The organism is Paracoccus sp. L-17, from assembly GCF_056857655.1.
Genome location: NZ_JBSXNM010000036.1, coordinates 1 through 19,892 on the forward strand (window position 1 = coordinate 1; position 19,892 = coordinate 19,892).

General features: G+C 66.6%; 19 protein-coding genes and 1 pseudogene. 7 read left to right on the forward strand and 13 right to left on the reverse strand.

From position 1 onward, the window contains the following. Positions 1-136, forward strand: a pseudogene (locus AC13CR_RS08880) (IS110 family transposase); the annotation flags it as partial. A 21-nt stretch (positions 137-157) separates the two neighbouring features. Here AC13CR_RS08880 and AC13CR_RS08885 read toward each other — a convergent pair. The 8 genes from AC13CR_RS08885 to pyrH form a co-directional block, all read right to left on the reverse strand. Next, complete coding sequence (locus AC13CR_RS08885; protein WP_292958832.1) at positions 158-904, reverse strand: OmpH/Skp family outer membrane protein; 747 nt, start codon at positions 902-904, stop codon at positions 158-160. Further along, positions 904-3,204, reverse strand: coding sequence for an outer membrane protein assembly factor BamA (gene bamA, locus AC13CR_RS08890; RefSeq protein ID WP_292958830.1), 2,301 nt, complete (start codon positions 3,202-3,204; stop codon positions 904-906). The genes AC13CR_RS08885 and bamA overlap by 1 nt, the downstream gene beginning before the upstream one ends. A 129-nt stretch (positions 3,205-3,333) precedes the next feature. Next, complete coding sequence (rseP, locus tag AC13CR_RS08895; protein WP_292958828.1) at positions 3,334-4,665, reverse strand: RIP metalloprotease RseP; 1,332 nt, start codon at positions 4,663-4,665, stop codon at positions 3,334-3,336. Next, positions 4,662-5,819: a 1-deoxy-D-xylulose-5-phosphate reductoisomerase gene (dxr, locus tag AC13CR_RS08900; RefSeq protein WP_292958826.1), complete on the reverse strand. Its 1,158-nt coding sequence runs from the start codon at positions 5,817-5,819 to the stop codon at positions 4,662-4,664. The genes rseP and dxr overlap by 4 nt, the downstream gene beginning before the upstream one ends. Before the next feature lie 3 nt (positions 5,820-5,822). Next, the gene (locus AC13CR_RS08905) at positions 5,823-6,674 is read right to left on the reverse strand and encodes a phosphatidate cytidylyltransferase (protein WP_292958824.1); all 852 of its coding nucleotides are present in this window, start codon (positions 6,672-6,674) and stop codon (positions 5,823-5,825) included. Continuing rightward, entirely contained in the window at positions 6,671-7,405 is a 735-nt protein-coding gene (uppS, locus tag AC13CR_RS08910; RefSeq protein WP_292958822.1) for a polyprenyl diphosphate synthase, read from the reverse strand. Before uppS ends, AC13CR_RS08905 begins: the two co-directional genes overlap by 4 nt. A gap of 10 nt (positions 7,406-7,415) precedes the next feature. Continuing rightward, positions 7,416-7,979, reverse strand: coding sequence for a ribosome recycling factor (gene frr / locus AC13CR_RS08915; protein WP_292958820.1), 564 nt, complete (start codon positions 7,977-7,979; stop codon positions 7,416-7,418). A gap of 198 nt (positions 7,980-8,177) precedes the next feature. Further along, positions 8,178-8,912: a UMP kinase gene (gene pyrH, locus AC13CR_RS08920; protein ID WP_292958818.1), complete on the reverse strand. Its 735-nt coding sequence runs from the start codon at positions 8,910-8,912 to the stop codon at positions 8,178-8,180. A gap of 138 nt (positions 8,913-9,050) precedes the next feature. Between pyrH and miaA the strand changes: the two genes are divergently transcribed. Both miaA and AC13CR_RS08930 read left to right on the forward strand, forming a co-directional pair. Beyond that, positions 9,051-9,932 (forward strand): tRNA (adenosine(37)-N6)-dimethylallyltransferase MiaA, encoded by an 882-nt coding sequence (miaA, locus tag AC13CR_RS08925; protein ID WP_292958816.1) that lies wholly within the window; start codon positions 9,051-9,053, stop codon positions 9,930-9,932. A gap of 91 nt (positions 9,933-10,023) precedes the next feature. Further along, positions 10,024-10,968, forward strand: coding sequence for a helix-turn-helix domain-containing protein (locus AC13CR_RS08930; RefSeq protein ID WP_293013819.1), 945 nt, complete (start codon positions 10,024-10,026; stop codon positions 10,966-10,968). On the opposite strand, the gene AC13CR_RS08935 is transcribed toward AC13CR_RS08930, so the two are convergent. Further along, positions 10,956-11,717 carry an RlmE family RNA methyltransferase gene (locus tag AC13CR_RS08935; protein WP_292958813.1) on the reverse strand — a complete coding sequence of 254 codons (762 nt, stop codon included), beginning with the start codon at positions 11,715-11,717 and terminating at the stop codon, positions 10,956-10,958. The genes AC13CR_RS08930 and AC13CR_RS08935 overlap by 13 nt on opposite strands. Further along, positions 11,717-12,838 (reverse strand): Ppx/GppA phosphatase family protein, encoded by a 1,122-nt coding sequence (locus AC13CR_RS08940; protein WP_292958811.1) that lies wholly within the window; start codon positions 12,836-12,838, stop codon positions 11,717-11,719. The genes AC13CR_RS08935 and AC13CR_RS08940 overlap by 1 nt, the downstream gene beginning before the upstream one ends. Positions 12,839-13,037: 199 nt before the next feature. On the opposite strand from AC13CR_RS08940, the gene AC13CR_RS08945 reads away from it, so the two are divergent. Genes AC13CR_RS08945 through AC13CR_RS08955 form a run of 3 tightly spaced genes read left to right on the forward strand, consistent with a single transcriptional unit; the run spans position 13,038 to position 15,229 of the window. Beyond that, complete coding sequence (locus tag AC13CR_RS08945) at positions 13,038-13,319, forward strand: virulence factor (protein ID WP_292958846.1); 282 nt, start codon at positions 13,038-13,040, stop codon at positions 13,317-13,319. Positions 13,320-13,348: 29 nt separating this feature from the next. Beyond that, a complete protein-coding gene (locus tag AC13CR_RS08950) occupies positions 13,349-14,230 on the forward strand; it encodes a methylenetetrahydrofolate reductase (protein WP_446233547.1) in 882 nt (293 codons plus the stop codon). A 12-nt stretch (positions 14,231-14,242) separates the two neighbouring features. Further along, positions 14,243-15,229 (forward strand): methyltetrahydrofolate cobalamin methyltransferase, encoded by a 987-nt coding sequence (locus AC13CR_RS08955; protein ID WP_292958807.1) that lies wholly within the window; start codon positions 14,243-14,245, stop codon positions 15,227-15,229. A 15-nt stretch (positions 15,230-15,244) separates the two neighbouring features. On the opposite strand, the gene AC13CR_RS08960 is transcribed toward AC13CR_RS08955, so the two are convergent. From AC13CR_RS08960 to AC13CR_RS08970, 3 genes are read right to left on the reverse strand one after another with little or no spacing between them, the layout of a single operon-like run. After that, entirely contained in the window at positions 15,245-16,789 is a 1,545-nt protein-coding gene (locus AC13CR_RS08960; protein WP_292958806.1) for a DHA2 family efflux MFS transporter permease subunit, read from the reverse strand. Then, on the reverse strand, positions 16,786-17,913 hold the full coding sequence (locus AC13CR_RS08965; protein WP_292978307.1) for an HlyD family secretion protein: 1,128 nt from the start codon (positions 17,911-17,913) through the stop codon (positions 16,786-16,788). The genes AC13CR_RS08960 and AC13CR_RS08965 overlap by 4 nt, the downstream gene beginning before the upstream one ends. Then, complete coding sequence (locus AC13CR_RS08970) at positions 17,910-18,362, reverse strand: MarR family winged helix-turn-helix transcriptional regulator (RefSeq protein ID WP_292958804.1); 453 nt, start codon at positions 18,360-18,362, stop codon at positions 17,910-17,912. Before AC13CR_RS08970 ends, AC13CR_RS08965 begins: the two co-directional genes overlap by 4 nt. A 130-nt stretch (positions 18,363-18,492) precedes the next feature. Between AC13CR_RS08970 and gndA the strand changes: the two genes are divergently transcribed. Then, positions 18,493-19,890, forward strand: coding sequence for an NADP-dependent phosphogluconate dehydrogenase (gndA, locus tag AC13CR_RS08975; protein WP_482900782.1), 1,398 nt, complete (start codon positions 18,493-18,495; stop codon positions 19,888-19,890). Positions 19,891-19,892 lie beyond the last annotated feature (2 nt).

Here is a 19,892-nt window from a genome sequence, read left to right on the forward strand (position 1 = left end):
CGGCCAGACCTATCAGGCGCTCTGCAGCGCGGGAAAGCCGGCGAAAGTCGCGCTCACCGCCGTCATGCGCAAGCTCCTGATCCTCGCAAACGCCCTGATCAGGGATGACCGAAAATGGGCCGAAACCGCCCCTTGATCAAAACGGATAAATTCTGCATCAATCCGCGGCGGCGGGCGGCTGCGGGATTTCGGCGGCCGGTGCCTGGCCATCGCCCTGCGCTGACGGCAACGGCACCTGTCCGGCACCGTCGCCCAGCCTCTCGTCCAGCCGCAACACCAGATCGGCGGTAATGTCGATGGCGTCGAGCGAGACGAAGACGGTGCGGCGGTCCAGAACGGCCACCGCGCGGCGATCCTGCATCATCTCGCCCATGACCGGCAGCGCGGCGCGATAGAAGGCGCTGCGGTCCGCCTCGGCCCAATCGTTCAGCGCCTGCACCGCCTGTGCGCGTTCGCGCCGGACCCGCGTGGCGCGTTCGTCGAACGCCTCGGCCTGCTTGCGAAACTCGGCCGGATCCAGCGTTTCGCGACGGCTGGTCAACGCCGCCTCTTCATCGGATAACTGCGCGGCCAGCCTTTCGTTCTCGGCGGCGATCTTGCCGCCCTCCTCTTCCAGGACGGATTGCGTGCGACGGCCCCAGGCCGAGCCGGTGAACAAGGTGTTCTGATCCACGGTCAGGATCGGCGCAGCCACCATCTGCGGCGAATCCGGCGGCGTCTCGATGGTGCGCGTCGGCATCCCGCCTTCCGCACCGGCCCCGTCGGCCGGGGCGATCCGGTCCACGGGTGCGATGGGCTGGGCGGGCACGGAGGGCGCCGGATCCTGCGCTGATGCGCCCCCGGCCCATGCCATGCCCAGAAACAGGGCCGCCAGCAGGACGACAGGGCGCGCCCGTCCCCGCATCAGAACCGGGTCGAGATGGTCAGGTCGAAATTCTGATCCTTGTCGTAATCCTCTTTGCGAACCGCCTTGGAGAAGTTGAACCGCAAGGGGCCGATCGGGGTGGTCCAGAAGACAGAGGCGCCGATGGCGGCGCGAACCCGCATACTGTCGTCGACTTCGGACCCGTCGCTGCCGGTCCTTGTGTCCAGCCCCCAGACCGAGCCGATATCGGCAAAAAGGCCGCCCGTGATCCCGTATTCCTCGGGCAGGCCCAGCGGGAACTGCGCTTCGGCGCGCGCGGCCCAGTAATACTTGCCGCCGAGCGCGTCCTGATTCGGGGCCGACAGGTCACGCGGACCGATGCCGTTCGGCTCGAAGCCGCGCACCTTGCCGCCGCCGCGGAACCGGTCCAGAATCCAGGACGAGTAATCGCCATAGCTGTAGACACCGCCGGCCTCGATCTCGGCGCGGAGGGTGACCTCCTCGCGCCAGGCATTGCTTTCCACACCGGCCAGCGCGGTGCTGGTGACCGTCTTCACGTCGCCGCCCAGCCCCGCGAAATCCTGCGAGAACCGAAGCTTGTAGCTTGTCAGGGGATCAAGACCGGCCACCCGCGTATCCCACAGGTAGGTGTAGCCCGCCGCTGAACTCAGACGCGTGCCCTGTTCGTCCTGAAGAATGACGGAACTGTCGTCGCTGACATTGTTCAGACGGTTCTGTTCCAGTCGATACCGCAGTTCCAGCCGGCCATTGGCCGAAATCGGAAACTCGATCGACGGCTGGACCGAGATCGTGCGGGTGTCGTAGTCCGAATTCAGGTTGCTGGTTTCGTTATAGCGCGCGGTGAAGCCGAATTTCAGATCGCGACCCAGGAAATAGGGTTCGACGAAGTTGATCAGACCCTCGCGGTCGCCCGACGCGGTGGAAATGGTCAGGCCCAGCGTCTGCCCGCGACCCAGGAAGTTGGTCTCGTTCAGCGAGGCGTTGAGGCCGAAGCCGGAATTGACACCGTAGGATGCGCCGAAGGACAGAGAGCCAGTGGGCTGTTCCTCGACATTCACATCCACGATCACCTGTTCGGCGCTGCTGCCCTGCCGGCTGTTGACCTGCGCATCCGAGAAATAGCCAAGCGCGCGGATGCGTTCGGCGGCATTGCGGATCTCGCGCGGGTTGAACGGATCGCCCTCGACCGTGGTGAATTGCCGCCGGATCACCCGGTCCAGCGTGGTCGTGTTGCCCTCGATGTCGATGCGTTCCACGAAGATGCGCGGGCCGCGCGTCAGCGCAAAGGTCAGATCCAGCGTCTGCGTCTGCGGATTGCGCGTCACCCGCGGCTCGATATTGACGAAGTTCAGCCCCTGCTGGATCGCCACCGTTTCCATCCGCCGGATGGTGTTGTCGATGGCGGCGGGGTTGTAGACATCGCCGCCGCCGACACGGTTCTGCGCCGCAAAGGGTGCGGCATCAACGCCTGCGATCTCGGAGATCGTGCTTACGTTGCGGAACCGGTAGCGCGGGCCTTCCTGGATGTTGAAGGTGATGTAGAAGGCATCGCGTTCGCGGGCGATTTCCGGCGCGACGCCCTGCACCTTGAAATCGGCATAACCGCGCGAGCGGTAGAAATCGGTCAGAAGCTGTTCGTCCAGCGGAATCCGTTCCGGCGCAAAGGTATCGGCGCGGATGAAGGTGCGCAGGATACCCGCCTGCTTGGTTTCCAGCACCTGCCGCAAGCGACGGTCCGAAAAGGCGCGATTGCCGGTAAAGCTGATGCGCTCGATCTCGGTGACGTCGCCTTCGCGGATCTCGAAGACCAGATCGACGCGGTTGCCGCTGCGCCGGATGATGCGCGGATCGACGCGGGCAGCCAGACGGCCCCGGCTGGCATAGGCCTGCGCGATGTTCTGCGCGTCCTGGATGGCCTGGCTGGGCTGATAGACCCGGCGCGACTGGCTTTGCGCGATCTGGGCCAGTTCGTCATCCTTGAGGCGGCGGTTGCCCTCGAAGCTGATCTGGTTGATTGTCGGATATTCCGAAACGGTGATGATCAGGGTGCCGCCCTGCGGAACGATCTCGACCGTCTCGAACAGACCGGAATTCTGCAACCGTTGCAGCGCATCGTTCAACTCGCCGGCCGAGACGTTCTGGCCGCGCGCGATATTGGCATAGGACAGGACCGTGGCCGGTTCGATCCGCTGCGTGCCCTGAATTCGCACGTCGTTGAAGACATAGGCCACAGCCGCATTGGGCACCAGTGCCGCCGGTGTCGCGATCGTCAAGGCCGTGACCAGCGCAACCGCGCCCTTGCCCAGTTTCCGTGTCATTGCCGCCCCTCTATGTTCCAGCCTGCGGACGCGCCTTTTCTGGCGCCTTCTTTCTGTTGCGTGTTTTCACGCCCTCTTGGCCAAATCTTGTGCCCGAAACGCCCGGCCCTGTCAAAAGCGCATCGCGCCCTAGGGGCAGAAAAGATCGTTCGTGAGGCCGAAAATCATCAGCGCCAGCACCGCCGCCATGCCCGCCGCCGTCAGCAGGTTCAGCGCCCGGTCCGAGGGTGGGCGTCCGGTGAGGGCCTCCCACGCATAGAACATCAGGTGCCCGCCATCCAGGACCGGGATCGGCAGCAGGTTCAGAAACCCGATCGCCGCCGACAGGACCGCGATCCACCACAGGAAACTGGCGCCGCCGGCGCTGGCCGCCTGGCCGGTGCTTTCGGCGATGCTGATCGCGCCGCCCAGATTGCAGCCGCCGATCTGGCCCGAGATCATCGCCCACAGCCCCGCCAGCGATGACACGATGATCCCCCAGGTCTGCATCACCCCCAGCCACAGCGATTCCAGCGGGCCCGCGCGACGCATCGCTGGTTCGAAGAAACCGCCGCCACCGGTGACGCCGATCAACCAGCGCCGTTCGTATCCGCCGCCCGCAGAGGGCAGATCCTGCATCCGCGGAATCAGCGTATAGCTGGCGGTGCCCTGGCCGGACCGCCAGACCTGCAACTGGATCGGATCGCCCTCGGCAGCCTCGACCGCCTCGCGCATCTGGGTAAAGCGGGTGATCGGCTTGCCCTCGATGCTGATCACCACGTCACCGGCCATCAGCCCGGCATCGGCTGCGGCGCCGCGCGGGGCGACGCCGCTGATCCGCGCCGGCATCGGATCCGGGCCGGTCACCGTCACCTCGGCGCCGTCGCGGATCACGGTCCAGTCCTGCTGCGGCGCGATGGGCAGGTCCTGCGCCGCCTGGCCCAGATCGGCCCAGGTCTCGACCGGCTGGCCACCCAGGGCGACGATGCGGTCGCCGGGGCGCAAGCCGTTCATCACGCCCGGCGGCACCTCGCTGACGGCACCGACCTCGACCCGATCGGCAGGCAGGCCCTGAAACAGCGCGAATCCGCCGAAGATCAGGATCGACAGGACAAAGTTGAAGACCGGTCCGGCCAGAAGCGTCGAAAACCGCGCCCAGAGCGGCGCACCCGACAGCGTCTGCCGCCGCAAGGCCGGATCGACCCGCGACCCGGAACCGGCGCTGGCCGCATTCTCGTCGCCCAGAAAGCGGACATAGCCTCCCAGCGGAATCGCCGCGACCTGCCAGACGGTGCCGTGACGATCCCGGCGCGCGATCAGGCGCGGTCCGAAGCCGACCGAAAAGACCTCGGCCCTGATTCCCGACAGCCGGCCGATGATGTAATGGCCGTATTCATGGACCGTCACGATCACCACCAGTGCGACCACGAAAGCCGCCAGCGTCCACAAGGTGCCCCCGAATAAGGGGATCAGATCGGTCATGCGGCGGCCCTTCCTCTTGCCTCGCGGTCCCAGTCGAGGACCGTTTCCAGATCGGCGGCATCATCGCCGAAACCGGCGCGCCCCGACAGCGCCTCCAAGGTCATTTCCACGCGAGGCGCCATTTGCGTGAATCCGATGCGCCCGGCGATGAAATCGTCCAGCGCCTGCTCCTTGGCGGCATTGAACACCGCCCCCGCCATACCGCCCGCCGACATCACCTCGCGCGCCAGGCGCAGCGCGGGCCAGCGCGTCTCGTCGGGTTCGCGGAAGGTCAGGCTTCCGATCCGCGCCAGATCCAGCGCGGCAACCGGCAGCGGTGCACGGTCCGGCCAGTTCAGCGCATAGCCGATCGCGTGTCGCATGTCGGGCGCCCCCAGATGCGCGATCGTGCCGCCATCGACATGGCTGACCATGGCGTGAACGATCGATTCCGGATGGACCAGCACCTTGATCCGATCTGGTCCAAGACCGAAAAATTCTTTCGCCTCTATGACTTCCATCGCCTTGTTGAACATGCTTGCGCTGTCGATGGTGATCCGCTGGCCCATGGCCCAATTGGGATGGGTCGAGGCCTGAGCCACCGTCGCGGCCGCCAGCCGTTCCAGTGGCCAGTCCCGGAAGGCGCCGCCCGAGGCGGTGATGGTCACAACCTCGACATGCTCAAGGTTTTCCGATCCAAGAGCCTGAAAAATGGCAGAATGTTCGGAATCGACCGGCAGGATTCTCGCTCCGCTTCGGGTCGCCGTGCGGTGGATCAGCGGGCCGGCACAAACCAGCGATTCCTTGTTGGCCAGGGCCAGAATCCCGCCCTGAGCCAATGCCGTCAGGCCCGGCACCAGCCCGGCCGCGCCGATGATCGCCGACAGGATCCAGTCGGCGGGGCGCGCGGCGGCCTCGGCCAGCGCCCGCGCGCCCGCCGCCGTCTGAATCCCGCTGCCCGCAAGCGCGTCGCGCAGATCGTCCAGCAGATCCTCGTGCGCGGTCACGGCGATCTCGGCCCGCAACTCGCGCGCCATGCGCGCGAGGCGCGCGATGTTGCGCCCGCCGGTCAGCGCGACGACGTGATAGGCCTCGGCCCCGCCGGCGCGCCGGATCAGATCAACACCGTTGCAGCCGACCGAGCCGGTCGCCCCGAAGATCGAAATGCGTCGCATGGGTCAGGTCACCGCCGGCAGGCTGTTCAGAAGCCCGATCAGCATGGCCGCCAGAACCGCGCCTGTCACTGCGTCGAAACGATCCATGAAGCCGCCGTGACCCGGAATCAGGTTCGAACTGTCCTTGACCCCGGCGCGTCGCTTCAGCCAGCTTTCGGCGATATCGCCCATTTGCCCGGCGAAACAGACCAGCGGAGAAACCCATAGCAAGGTCGCGTCGCCGCGCCCCGAAAGCCAGATCAGCGCACCCAGAACGACCGCGCCGATCCAGCCCGCGATCGTGCCCGACCAGGTTTTCTTCGGGCTCAGAGACGGCCAGAATTTCGGCCCGCCCAGAATGCGGCCGAAAAAATAACCCGCCGTGTCCGAAACGATCACGATGCCCATCAGCCACATCACGAATCCCAGACCGAATTCCTCGCGGAACGAGACCAGACCATAGGCCACCAGCAGGATCGCGATGCCGAAGATCGCATAGGTCGGCCGGTCGCGACGCGCGGCGCCGGGAAGCCCGGCAAGAAGAGGCAGCAGCAAGGCCAGCGATGCGAAGGGGGAAAAGGCAACAAGGGCGATGAACTGGGCCAGCCCGGCGATCACCGCCAGCGACACGGGGCGCCAGCGGCCGAAGGCGGTCAGGTGCATCTCGGGGTGGCGCCAGCCCGTCATCGCCGCCAGTTCCCAGAACGTGATGGCCGAGATCAGTGACATGCCCAGCCGCAACCAGACACCCTGCGCCACGGCCAACATCACGCCGATCCCCAGCAGCACAGCGGTCGAGGCGATACGGCGCGACAGGTCAGCCCATTTGCCCTTCGCGGCGGGCAGCCCGGGCCTTGTCCCCGCGCCCGGACTCATACGCCCCCGAAACGGCGGTCGCGCAGGCCGAACCGGTCCAGAATCGCGGCCAGATGGTCGGGCGAGAAATCGGGCCACAATGTCGGCGTGAATTCATATTCCGAATAGGCTGCCTGCCATGGCAGGAAATTCGAGGTCCGCGTCTCGCCACTGGTGCGGATGACCAGATCGGGATCGGGATGGCCGGCCGTGTCCAGACAGGCATGAAGATCGTTTTCCGTCGGCTCGGCGACCTCGCCCTGGGCAACCTTGCAGGCCAGCTTGGTGGCCGCGCGCAGCAATTCGTCGCGCCCCCCGTAATTGATCGCCACGGTCAGGTTCAGCCGCGTGTTGCCCGCCGTCCGTGCCTCGATCGAGGACATCAGCGCCTGCAACTTGCCGTCCAGCCGATCCCGGCCGCCGATGAAGCGCAGCCGCACGCCCTCGGCCGACATGCCTTCGGCCTCACGCTCGATATAGCGGCGGAAGATCTTCATCAGACCCAGCACCTCCTCGGTCGAGCGTTTCCAGTTCTCGGTCGAGAAGGCATAGACGGTCAGCCAGTTCACGCCCAGATCCGGGCAGGCGCGGACGATTTGCTTGACGCGCTCGGCCCCGCGCCGGTGCCCGACCAGGCGCGGCCAGCCGCGATCGGTCGCCCAGCGGCCGTTTCCGTCCATGATGATGGCGACATGACGCGGTCTCTGACTGGATCCGCCCGTGTTCAATGCCTGTGCTGTATCCGCGGCCATGTCCCGTGCCTCAGACCTGCATGATCTCGGCCTGCTTGGCCTCCAGCGCCTCGTCCACCTGGCCGATCATCTTGTCGGTCAGCTCCTGCACCGCGGTTTCCCAGAACTTCTGATCATCCTCGGGCATTCCCTCGGCCTTGCCCTTCTTGACCTGATCCATGCCGTCGCGGCGCACGTTGCGGATCGCGACGCGCGCGTGTTCGGCATATTGCGCCGCGACCTTGGTCAGTTCCCTGCGCCGCTCCTCGTTCAGTTCCGGGATCGGCAGCATGATGATCGTGCCGTTGGTCTGGGGATTGATGCCGAGACCGCTTTCGCGGATCGCCTTTTCGGCCTTGCCGACCATCGACTTGTCCCAGATGTTGATGGTGACCATCCGCGGCTCGGGGACGTTGACGGTGCCAAGCTGGTTGATCGGCGTCATCTGGCCATAAGCCTCGACCTGCACCGGCTCGACCATCGAAGCCGAGGCGCGACCGGTCCGCAGGCTGCCGAATTCGTGGCGCAGCGAATCCATCGCGCCCTTCATCCTCCGTTCCAGGTCGTCGATGTCGATTTCGATATCCTCTGCCATGTGGCACTGCCTCTGCGTAGAATTTTCACCGCTTGTAACCGCATTGCCGGGCCTTGGCAAAGCATTTGCCCGAAGGTCAGGCGGCATCGCGCCGGCGACCGGCCAGCCCGCGGGCGACCTTTTCGACCCCGCCGCCGGCCGCCGCCGGATCGCGGCTCAGGGGAAATTGCACATCGCCGCGATCCACATGCCGGGGGGTCAGCTATGAACGCGGGTATAGGTGCCGCGACCTTCCAGGATCGCCCTGAAGCCACCAGGCTCGTCCAGCGAGAAGACGACGATCGGCAGCCGGTTGTCGCGGGCCAGCGCGATGGCCGAGGCATCCATCACGCCCAGATGCTTTTGCAGCACCTCGTCGTAGCTGACCTCGCCATAGCGTTTGGCATCGGGGAATTTCTTCGGATCCTTGTCATAGACGCCATCCACCTTGGTGCCCTTGAAGATCGCCTCGCAATTCATCTCGTTGGCGCGCAGGGTCGCGGCGGTGTCGGTGGTGAAATAGGGATTGCCGGTGCCGGCGGCAAAGATCACGACGCGGCCCTTTTCCAGATGTCGGATGGCACGCCTGCGGATATAGGGTTCGCAGACTTCGTCCATGCGGATGGCGCTGATGACGCGGCAATGCAGGCCCTTGGCTTCCAGCGCCGATTGCATGGCCAGCGCATTCATCACCGTGGCCAGCATCCCCATGTAATCGGCGGTCGTCCGCTCCATCCCCTGCGCGCTGCCTTGCAGGCCGCGGAAGATGTTGCCGCCGCCGATGACCATGCAGACCTCGACGCCCATCTTCTGAACCGATTCGACCTCGTTGGCGATACGCGCGACGGTCGGCGGGTTCAGACCGAAGCCCTGGTCGCCCATCAGCGCCTCGCCCGAGATCTTCAGCATCACGCGGCCATACTGCGCGGGCGCTGCGCCCTTCTCTTCGGTCATGTCCGATCCTTCCTGAATGCGGCTGCTACTGGGCTGATAGCGCGGCCGATAATGGGGCTGATGGGGCGGGTCGCTTTCATCGCCGCGCAAAATGTCGCAAAAGGCGGGCGTGTTCAACCGGCCAAGGACCGCCCGGCGATGTCCCGCCTTGATCAGATCGACGCCGAGCGCCACCTGCTGATCGCGGGGCCGACCGCCAGCGGCAAATCCGCGCTTGCGCTGCAGGTGGCCGAGCGGCAGGGCGGGCTGATCGTCAATGCGGATGCGATGCAGGTCTGGTCCTGCTGGCGCGTTCTGACGGCGCGCCCCTCGGCCGCCGACGAGGCCGCGGCACTCCATGCGCTTTATGGTCATGTCACACCGGATCGCAGCTATTCGGTCGGCGACTGGCTGAAGGATGTCGGCCGGCTGACGGACCGAAGGCTGATCGTCGTCGGCGGAACCGGGCTTTACCTGACGGCCCTGACGCGGGGTCTGGCCTATGTGCCCCCCGTCCCGCCTGAAATCAGGTTCGAGGGCGATGCCCTGGTGGCAGGCAAGGAAGGACTTGCGCGGATGATCGCGGGGCTGGATGCGCGGACCCGCGACCGGATCGACCTGCGCAATCCGGCCCGTGTCCAGCGCGCCTGGGAGGTCTGGCGCGCGACTGGTCGCGGGCTTGCGGAATGGCAGGCCGATACGCCGCCGCCCCTGATCACGCCCGCGCGCAGCCAGCGCCTTGTCGTCACCGCCGATCGCGACTGGCTGGCGGACCGGATCGCGCGGCGCTTCGATCTGATGATGGAACAGGGTGCCCTGGACGAGGTGCGCGCCATGCTGCCGCTGTGGGACATGTCCCGGCAATGGGCCCGCGCCATCGGCGCGCCGGAACTGGCGGCCAGCCTGCGCGGCGAAACCGATCGGGCCGAGGCCGTGCAGCGCGCGGTGATCGCCACCCGCCAATATGCCAAGTCGCAGCGCATCTGGTTTCGCAGTCGAATGCATGACTGGCAACCGTGGCCCGCCGGAGAATCCCCTTGATATCGCTTGAATTGTATCGAACCGAGGATTGAAAACGCCACGAAAACAGGCCATTCTACCTATGGTTGTTTACTCTTGGTGAGGTCTGTCGGTGAATCTGTCCCAAGCCGGCGAAACGGTTCGCTTTCCCTTCACGTCCCCCGGCTTCAAAGGCGTCGCGGCGTTTCCCGCCACGCCTGCACCGATCGAGGATTCCGATGCCCCCCGGCGCCGGCGGCAGGGGGGATGGCAGGCCGGGCGCCGGCCGGCCGCGCATCGCCCGCTGAAACTGCTGCCGCTGGCCAGCTTCGTCTGGGGCAGCGATGGCACCCCGCCGCGCCCGCAGATCCGCAGCGATCACGTGATCCTGTGGGTGATGTCGGGACGGGTGCGGCTGCGCTTTCCGGCACGGGACCAGACGCTTGGGGCGGGCGATCTGCACTATATCCCCGCCGGAACCGCCTTCGCGGCCCTGCCCGGCCCGGACGACCAGGGTCATGTCGCCATCCTTCCGCGCGGCCTTGCCGAACTGGCCTGGCCCTGCCTGCCCACGGCGACGCTGGCCACCGAGATCGCCCTGGAGGGGCCACGATTGCTGACCATTCTGCGCGACCTCGCCGCCGCGACCGGCGCCGATGCCGGCGGGGTCGGGCTGCTGGCACGCTGCATCGCCGGGCTACCGCCTCGGGTCAGACGCGACAGCCACGCCGATGCGCTTGCATGCTCGCGGCCCGACATGTCGCTGATCGCCCGTTTCCGGGACCTGGTGCTGAGCCGGATGGGCAGCGACCAGTCCACCATCGCCGAGCTTGCGCGCGATCTGCATTGCAGCACCGGAGCACTGGATCGGGCCTGCCAGGCGACGCAGGGCTGTCGCGCCATCGACTTTGTCAACCGCCTGCGGCTGGAGCGCGCGTTCCAGGCCTTGCGCGACGGCCAGGAAAGCCCGGTCCGGATCGCCGAGCGCCTGGGCTATGTCAGCCATGCCCATTTCGCCCGCGCCTGCGTCGCCGCAACCGGCCGCACGCCCGAAATCTTCCGCGCTCAGTCCGGCTGATCGCCGCTTTCGGCATTTTCCCCGCCCCGGCCGCGAAAGCCGGTCGCGACCACGAATTTCTCGGATGAATCACTGCGGCTGGCCGGCGGCTTGACGTTGGCGACCTTGGAAAAGCTGCGCTTCAGCAAAGCCTGCATTTCGGATTCCGCACCGCCTGCCAGCACCTTGGCCACGAAGGTTCCGCCGGGTTCAAGGATGTCCAGCGCCAGTTGCGCGGCGGCTTCCACCAGCGCGACGATGCGCAGATGATCGGTGCCCTTGTGCCCCGACGCGGAGGCCGCCATGTCGGACATGACCACATCGGCGGACCCGCCCAGCCAGTGCTTGACCTTGTCGTCGGCGCCGTCCGACAGGAAATCGAGCTGATGAATCTCGGCCCCGGCGATGGTATCGACCTCTTGCAGATCGATGCCGATGACGCGCCCCACGGCCTTGCCCGATTGGTCGCCCAGGGCGTTCACCCGGTCCACCGCGACCTGACACCAGCCGCCGGGTGCGCAGCCCAGATCGACCACCCGTGCGCCGGGCAGCAGAAACCGATACTTGTCGTCCAGTTCCAGGATCTTGTAGGCCGCCCGCCCGCGAAAGCCATCGCGCCTGGCGCGGGCCACATAAGGGTCGTTCAGCTGCCGTTCCAGCCACAATTTCGAAGACAGCTTGCGCCCCTTGGCGGTTTTGACCCGCACCTTGAGGTCGCGCTGGCCGCGTCCGCTGGTCTTGCCCGCGCGGCTGCCGGGTTCTTTCGCCATCATGCCACTCCGTTCAGCCCATCCGGCGTCAGCACCCCATCGCGCACCATCTGGGCATAAAGCAACCCTTCCCGCAGCCCGCGATCGGCGACCGACAGCTTGTCGGTGGGCCAGACCCGCATCAGCGTCTGAAGAATCGCCACCCCCGACATGATCAGCGCATGGCGTTCACGGCCGATACGCGGATCGGCCCGCCGCCCTTCGGGACCAAGCGTCAGATAGGAATGGATCACCTTGTCGATCTGGGCGCTGCTCATTTCCAGCCCGTCCACCTTGGTCCGGTCATAGCGTCTGAGCCCCAGAAAGGACGCCGCCACCGTCGTCACCGTCCCCGAGGTGCCGATGATCTGGAAACCCTCCTCGGGCGAGCCATCCGCATAGGGGGCGAAATCGGCCAGCATTTCCTCGAAATACCAGCTCATCAGCGCGAAGCGGCCCTGATCGTCTTCGACATCGGCGAACTGGTCGCGCAGCGTGGCCACCCCCAACGGCACGCTGATCCAGTCCACCACCCGCGCGCCGCCCGGCTGCGGCTTGGCAAAACCTTCCGACAGCCGCATGATCGCGCGCGGCCGTTCCTTGGGCTCGACATCTTCCAGATCGATCCAGACCAGTTCGGTCGAGCCGCCGCCGATATCGACGACCATCAGCGTCTCGGTCTTCTGGCTGACCAGCGGCGCGCAGGAAATCACCGCCAGCCGGGCCTCTTCCTCGGCATCGATGATCTCGACCGGCAGGCCGGTCTCGCGGCGGATGCTGCGCAGGAAATCGCGGCTGTTGCGCGCGCGCCGGCAGGCCTCGGTCGCGACCAGGCGCATGTTGCGAACCCGATGCTGATCCAGCTTGCGCCGGCATACCTGCAGGGCGTGAACGGTGCGCGCCATCGAACCGCGGGACAGCCGCCCCGAAGCCTCCAGCCCCAGACCAAGCTGAACCGGCTTGGAAAAGCTGTCGATGACCTGAAACTGACTGCCGCGCGGTCGCGCAATCAGCATCCGGCACGAATTTGTGCCGAGGTCGAGGGCAGCATACAGCGCCCCTTCCTCGGGTTGTCGGGTGCCTGACGGCTCGACCGTATTTTTCGGGAACGCGTCCGCACCCGCAGGACGCCTGGGCGTCATGACACACGCCCTCCGATGACAAGTTGTCCGAAAGGTAGCCTGCCGCCCGCCTGCGATCAAGGGTGCGCCGCCACGCGAGAGCGGCGTTTCGGGCGCCAGTTTGCGACACAGGTCGCAAATCCCCCGCGCCATGGTCGCAAATGCGCGGCGCGGCGGCGCGATCCGTGGCTATGAGGGGGCGAGACGGAGGACGCCGACGATGGCCGATGTGACGCTGGTTCTGTGGCGCGATATTCCCGCGCAGGTGCTGCAAGGCAAGGGCCGGGGCGCGGTTCGGATCACGCTGGACGAGCGGTTCGAGCAGGCGATCGACCGGGCGGCAATGAAGGCGGGGCTTTCGGGCACCGACGATTATCTGGGCGAATGGCGGCGCGAGACGGTTCAGGCCGAGGATGCGCAGGCGCTGGCGACACGGATCGAGACGGAATACGACACCGCCCGTCTGCGCGACCTGATCGCGTCGGGCGGGCGCAAGGATTGACGACACGTTTTGGCAGGAGGCAGGACAAGATGGCCCTGATGCAATTCCGGACCCCTTCGCGCAGCGCGGCCCCGATGGCGGCCTTCCTGCAAGGCGCCTCGATCGAGGTGATGCCACGCAGTGCTGCGGGCGTTTCCGATCTGCGCGACCGTCTGCCCGCCGGAACGCTGGTCTTCGTGGCCCATATCGATGGCACCGCGCCCGCCGACATGCAGGCCACCGTCGCCCGTCTGGCGCGCGACGGCTTTCGGCCGGTGCCGCATGTCCCGGCCCGAATCGTTCCCAGCCGCGCGGCGCTGAACGAATGGGTCGCCGGCTATCGCGATGCGGGCGCCGAGGGCGCGCTGCTGCTGGGCGGCGGTCTGTCTGCGCCGAAGGGAGAATTCCGCGATTCGATGCAATTGCTGGAGACCGGCCTTTTCGGCGATTTCCGCCATTTGTTCATCGCCGGCCACCCCGAGGGCAACCGCGACATCGACCCCGATGGCGGCGAGGCCGAAGTGATGCGCGCTTTGCGCTGGAAAGCCGATTTCGCCGCCCGCACCGATGCCGACATGCAGATCGTGACCCAGTTCGCCTTCGAGGCGCAGCCCTGCATCGACTGGGCCGGACGCCTTCGCGCGGCGGGTATCGACATGCCCATCCGCATCGGCGTCGCCGGCCCGGCCAAACTGCAGACCATGCTGAAATTCGCCATCATGTGCGGCGTCGGCCCCAGCCTGCGGGTTCTTCAGCGCCGCGCCCGCGACGTGACCAAGCTGCTGCTTCCCTATGAGCCGACCGATTTCGTCGGCGCTCTTGCCCGCGCCAGGCAGGACGATCCCGACTTTCCCATCGCTGCCGCGCATGTCTTCCCGCTGGGTGGCATCGCCGCCTCGACCGACTGGCTGTCGCGCGCCCGCGGCGAATAGGAAGGCACGCCCATGACCCGCACCGTTCTGGAATCCGCCACCAAGACCGTCATCATCGGCTTTGACGAGCCGTTCTGCGTGATCGGCGAACGCATCAACCCGACCGGCCGCAAGAAGCTGGCGGCGGAACTGGAGGCGGGCGATTTCTCGACCGTGGAACGAGACGCGCTGGAACAGGTGGCCTGCGGGGCGATGGTGCTGGATGTGAATTCCGGCGCGGTCTTCACCAACAGGATGGCCGAAGACCCGCGCTATGCCGACAACAATTTCGTGGAACCGGTGCTGATGCCCGAACTGATCGCGCGCGTTCAGGCGCTGGTCGATGTGCCCTTGTGCATCGACAGCTCGGTTCCCGGCGCGCTGAAGGCGGGGTTGGAGACCTGCAACGGCCGCCCGCTGCTGAACAGCGTGACCGGCGAAGAGGAACGTCTGGAACTGGTCCTGCCGCTGGTCAAGCAATACAACGTGCCCGTCGTGGCGATCAGCAACGACGATACCGGCATCAGCGAAGACCCCGAGGTGCGCTTCGCCGTGGCCAGAAAGATCGTCGAGCGCGCCGCCGATTTCGGCATCCCGGCCCATGACATCGTCGTCGATCCTCTGGTCATGCCGATTGGCGCGATGGCGACGGCCGGCCGACAGGTCTTCGCCCTGATCCGCCGCCTGCGCGACGAGCTTGGCGTGAACACCACCTGCGGGGCCAGCAATATCAGCTTCGGCCTGCCCCACCGCCACGGCGTCAACGCGGCCTTCCTGCCGATGGCCATCGGCGCGGGCATGACCAGCGCCATCATGAACCCGGTCCGCATGGTCGAGATGGAGGCGATCCGCGCCGCCAACATGCTGATGAACCACGATCCCAATGGAGGCGAATGGATCCGCTTTGCCCGCGTGATCGAGGCGGTCGGGGCCGGCGCGACCTATGCCGAAGCCAGCAAGGCCGCCGCCGGCACCGGTACCAGCGGCAGCCGTCGCGGCGGGCGCCGGGCGCGGGGCTGACCGCGCCGCGGCCGATCACTCCATATGCACCGGCTCGGCCGCGCCCCTGGGGGCCTGTCCGGGCTTTCGCAGCAGCAGCACGATCGGAAACACCACCACGGTCAGCAGCATCATCAGCATGAAGTTGTCGATATAGGCGATCATCGCGGCCTGTTGGCTGACCAGCATGTCGGCGATGCTGGCTGTCAACGGATTGCCCGACAACAGCCCCGCAAGCTGCAGGCGGACCTGCGGCGACCCGGCCGTCAGGCTGCTGGCGATTTCCTCGTGGTTGATCACGCTCATCCGCGCCAGAACCGTCGTGACCAGCGATATCCCGACGCCCGACCCGACATTGCGCACAAGGCTGAACATCGAGGTCGCGTCGCCCCGGAACCTGGCGGCGATCGTGGCGAAGGTCAGCGTGGACAGCGGCACGAAGACAAAGCCCAGCCCGAAGCCTTGCAGGATCCCCGACAGGATGATCGGGCGCGCGTTCATCTGTGTCTCGAAGCCGGTCATCATGTACAGCGACAGCGCCGTCATGGCGAGGCCGAAGACCACCAGCAGGCGGGCGTCGTATCGCGCCACCAGGCGTCCCACCAGCACCATGGACAGCATCGTGCCGACGCCTCGCGGGGCCATGACCAGGCCGGTCGAGATCACCGGATAGCCCATCAGCTTTTGCAGCAGCGGCGGCAGCAGCGCGAGACCGGAAAACAGCGTCATCCCGATCACGAAGATGAAGATCAGCCCCATGACAAGATTGCGGTCGCGGAACATGCCCAGATTGATGAAGGGATCCTCGGCGGTCAGGCAATGGATCACAAAGACCCACAGCCCCGAGATCGCCAGCGCCAGGTAAAGCCAGATCTCGGCCGACTGGAACCAGTCCACCGATTGCCCGCGATCCAGCAGCATCTGCAAGGCGCCGACCGCCAGAGCCAGCATCGCGAAGCCGAACACGTCGAAGCGGCGGGCGCGGGTTTCCTCGCGCGGCATGAAGATCAGCACCCCGGTCAGCGCGATCAGGCCCACCGGCAGGTTGACAAAGAAGACATAGCGCCAGTTGAAGACTTCGGTGAGCCAGCCGCCCAGCGTCGGACCGATGATCGGGCCGACCATGATCCCCGCGCCGTAGATCGCCATCGCCTGCCCGATCTTCTCGCGCGGGTTGATGTCCAGCAGCACCGACTGCGCCAGCGGGATCAGAACCGCTCCGGTGATGCCTTGCAGAACGCGGAAAAGCACCATCTCGGGCAGGCTGGTCGACAATCCGCAGGCAACCGAGGTCAGGACGAAGCCCGCGATGGCGGCGGCGAAAACCATGCGCCGGCCGAACCGGTCGGCGGCCCAGCCGGTCAGCGGCGTGGCGATGGCAGCGGCCACGATATAAGAGGTCAGCACCCAGGTGCTTTCCTCCTGCGTGGCGCCCAGACTGGCCGCCATGTGCGGCAGCGCGACATTGGCGATGGTGGTGTCCAGCACCTGCATCACGGTCGCGATGATGATCGCGGCCGTCAGCCAGCCCGGCGCCGCCACGCGCAGGTTGGGTGCGGACAGGACGGGCGCGGCGCTCATCTCAGCTGGTCCAGGCGGCTCTTGCCGGTATCGATAGAGACCCGGGCCGAAAAGCCGTTGCGCAGAACGCCCGCAGGCGCGCCGTCAAGCTGGATGCGCACGGGCAGACGCTGAACCACCTTGACCCAGTTGCCGGTCGCATTCTGCGCCGGGATCAGCGAGAACTGCGATCCGGTCGCGGCGCCGATGCTGCCCACCTTGCCGCGCAATTCCAGATCGGGATAGGCATCGAGTTCGACCGAGACGGGCTGACCGGTCCGGATCCCCTGAAGCTGGGTCTCCTTGAAATTCGCCTCGATCCAGGTGTCGTTGGCATCGACCAGGGTGGCGATCCCCGATCCGGCCTGCACGAACTGGCCGACATTCAGGCTGCCGACCTGGGCCACGGTGCCGGAAACCGGCGCGTCGATCCGGGTCTTGGCCAGGTCGCGACGGGCCGCGTCCAGTCGCGCGATGGCGGCGCGAACGGCGGGCAGATCGTCGGTCTGTGCCGTCGGATCGCCGCCCAGGGCCGCCGCCGCCGCATCGCGCTGACGCCGGGCGATGGCGACATCGTTGCTGGCATTGCGCGTGGCCACGGTCGCGTCATCCAGCGAAGCGGCGGAATTGACGCCCCGCTTGACCAGCGCCTGCCGGCGTTCCTGTTCACGATTCTGCACCTCGAGGATACTCCGGGCCGCCTCGAGCTGCGCCTCGGCCGTGGCATAGGCGGCGCGCTGCTGTTCGACGGCCAGCCGCGCCGACGCCAGCGCCGCCTCGGCCTGTGCCACCGCGATCCGGTAAGGTTCGGGATCCAGCCGGAAAATCGGCGCGCCGGCCGCGATCTGCTGGTTTTCGGTCACATCAACCTCGGTGATGCGACCGCTGACATCGGCCGAGACCGGAATCATCGGCTGATGCACATAGGCATTGTCGGTCGTCACGTAGCGCCCGCCCGTCAGCCAGTAACCGCCCCCGGCCAGCACCAGCGCCAGAGGCACCGCAGCCATCAGCATCCGCCGCCGCCCCTTGCGCCTTTTCGGCACAGGCGCGGCCTGCGCCGCGACCGCCGCACTTGCGGGCACGGCCTCGGCATCCTTCATCTTTCCCGTCTCGGCATTCATCCCGTTCGCCCTTTCCGTCACGGCCGATCCTGAAGGTTCGCGATGACCTGCCCAAGCAGATCGGCCAGCATTGTCCTGTCATCCTCGGCCAGCCCGGCCAGCGCCCGCCCCAGGATGCCCGAAGCCGTCTCGCGCATCCGGTCCAGCAAAACCGCGCCCTGCGGCGTCACGCGCACAAGCTTGGCGCGGCTGTCGCCGGGATCGGGTTCGCGACGGATGAAGCCCGCGCCCTCCAGCCGTTCGGCCACATCGCTGACCGTCATCGCCGAGGCATTGATCGCCTTGCCAAGCGCCGCCTGCCGCAGCCCGTCCGGGTGCTGCGCAAGCTGGCCCATGACCCGCCACTGGGTCAGCGTCAGCCCCTCGGGGCCGGCCGCATGCTCGAATTCGCGGCGCAGCAGGGCTGCGGCCTCCTGCAACAGCAGACCGCAGCGCTTCTTGGCCTCGAACGACTCGCTTTGCGTTTTCATACGGGCACATATAATAAGTGTTCGTATAAAGAAAAGGAAAAAATGCACGTTCTGCAAAAGCGCGGTCGCGTGACTTCCGCCGCCGCGCGGATTATGGCTTGCGGAACCATCGGAATCGGAGGCTTTCGCCATGACGGACAAGGCACAAATCGGATTGATCGGCTTGGGCACCATGGGCGCGGCCCTGGCGCTGAACATCGCCGAGAAGGGCTTTCCCATCGCCGTCTGGAACCGCACGACCAGCGTCACGCACCGTTTCAAGGCCGAAGCGGCCGCGTTGGCGGACCGGGTGATTGCGACCGAAACCCTGGCCCAGCTGGTGGCCGCCATCCAGCCGCCGCGGGCCATCATCCTGATGGTGCCGGCCGGTCAGCCGGTGGACGATCAGCTTGAGGCGCTGAGCCCTTTGCTGGACGCCGAGGATCTGGTCATCGACGCCGGCAATGCCGATTTCCGCGACACCGACCGCCGCGCTGCCGCCGGCCTGCCCTTCCATTTTCTCGGCATGGGCGTATCGGGCGGCGAGGAAGGCGCCCGGCACGGCCCCTCGATCATGGGCGGTGGCACCCAGGCCGACTGGGACCGCGTGGCCCCGGTCCTGACCGCCATCAGCGCCAAGGCGGAAGACGGCACCCCCTGCGCCGCGCGGATGGGCGATGCCGGGGCGGGCCATTTCGTCAAGATGGTCCATAACGGCATCGAATATGCCGACATGCAGATGATCGCCGAGATCTATGGCATCATGCGCGACGGGATGGGAATGGATGCCGCCGCGATCTCGGGGATCTTCGCAGGCTGGGACAAGGGCGTCCTGCAATCCTACCTCGTCGAGATTTCCGCCAGGGTCACGGCGGCCGTAGACAGCCATACCGGCAAGCCGGTCATCGACATGATCCTGGACCGCGCCGGCCAGAAGGGCACCGGTCGCTGGACCGCCATCGAAGCCCAGCATCTGGCGGCACCGATTCCGGTGATCGAGGCGGCGGTGATGGCGCGCAATGTTTCGGCCCGGCTGGAGGAACGGCGCAGCTGGCAGGACCGATTCGGCGCCGCGCCCCAGCCCTGCCGGATCGCGCCCGAGACGCTGGAAAAGGCACTGATCGCCGGCAAGATCCTGTGCTATGCGCAGGGCTTTTCGATGCTGGCGGCGGCTTCGGGCAAATTCGGCTGGACGCTGGAACTGCCGCAGATCGCGCGGGTCTGGCGGGCCGGCTGCATCATCCGGTCCGCGATGCTGAACGACATGGCAAAGGCGCTGAGCGAGGATCCCGGCCGCAATCTGGTCCTTGCCCCCGATTTCGCCCGGCTGGTCGCGGACGGTCTGCCGGCCTTGCGTCAGGTCGTGACCCAGGGTGTCGGCGCGGGCCATGCCCTGCCCGCCCTGTCGGCCGGTCTGATCTGGTTCGACATGATGCGCACCGCGCGCGGCACCGCCAACATGATCCAGGCGCAGCGCGATTTCTTCGGCGCCCACGGATTCGAGCGTGTGGACGGGATCGACGACAAGCACGGTCCTTGGGGCGCGTAAAC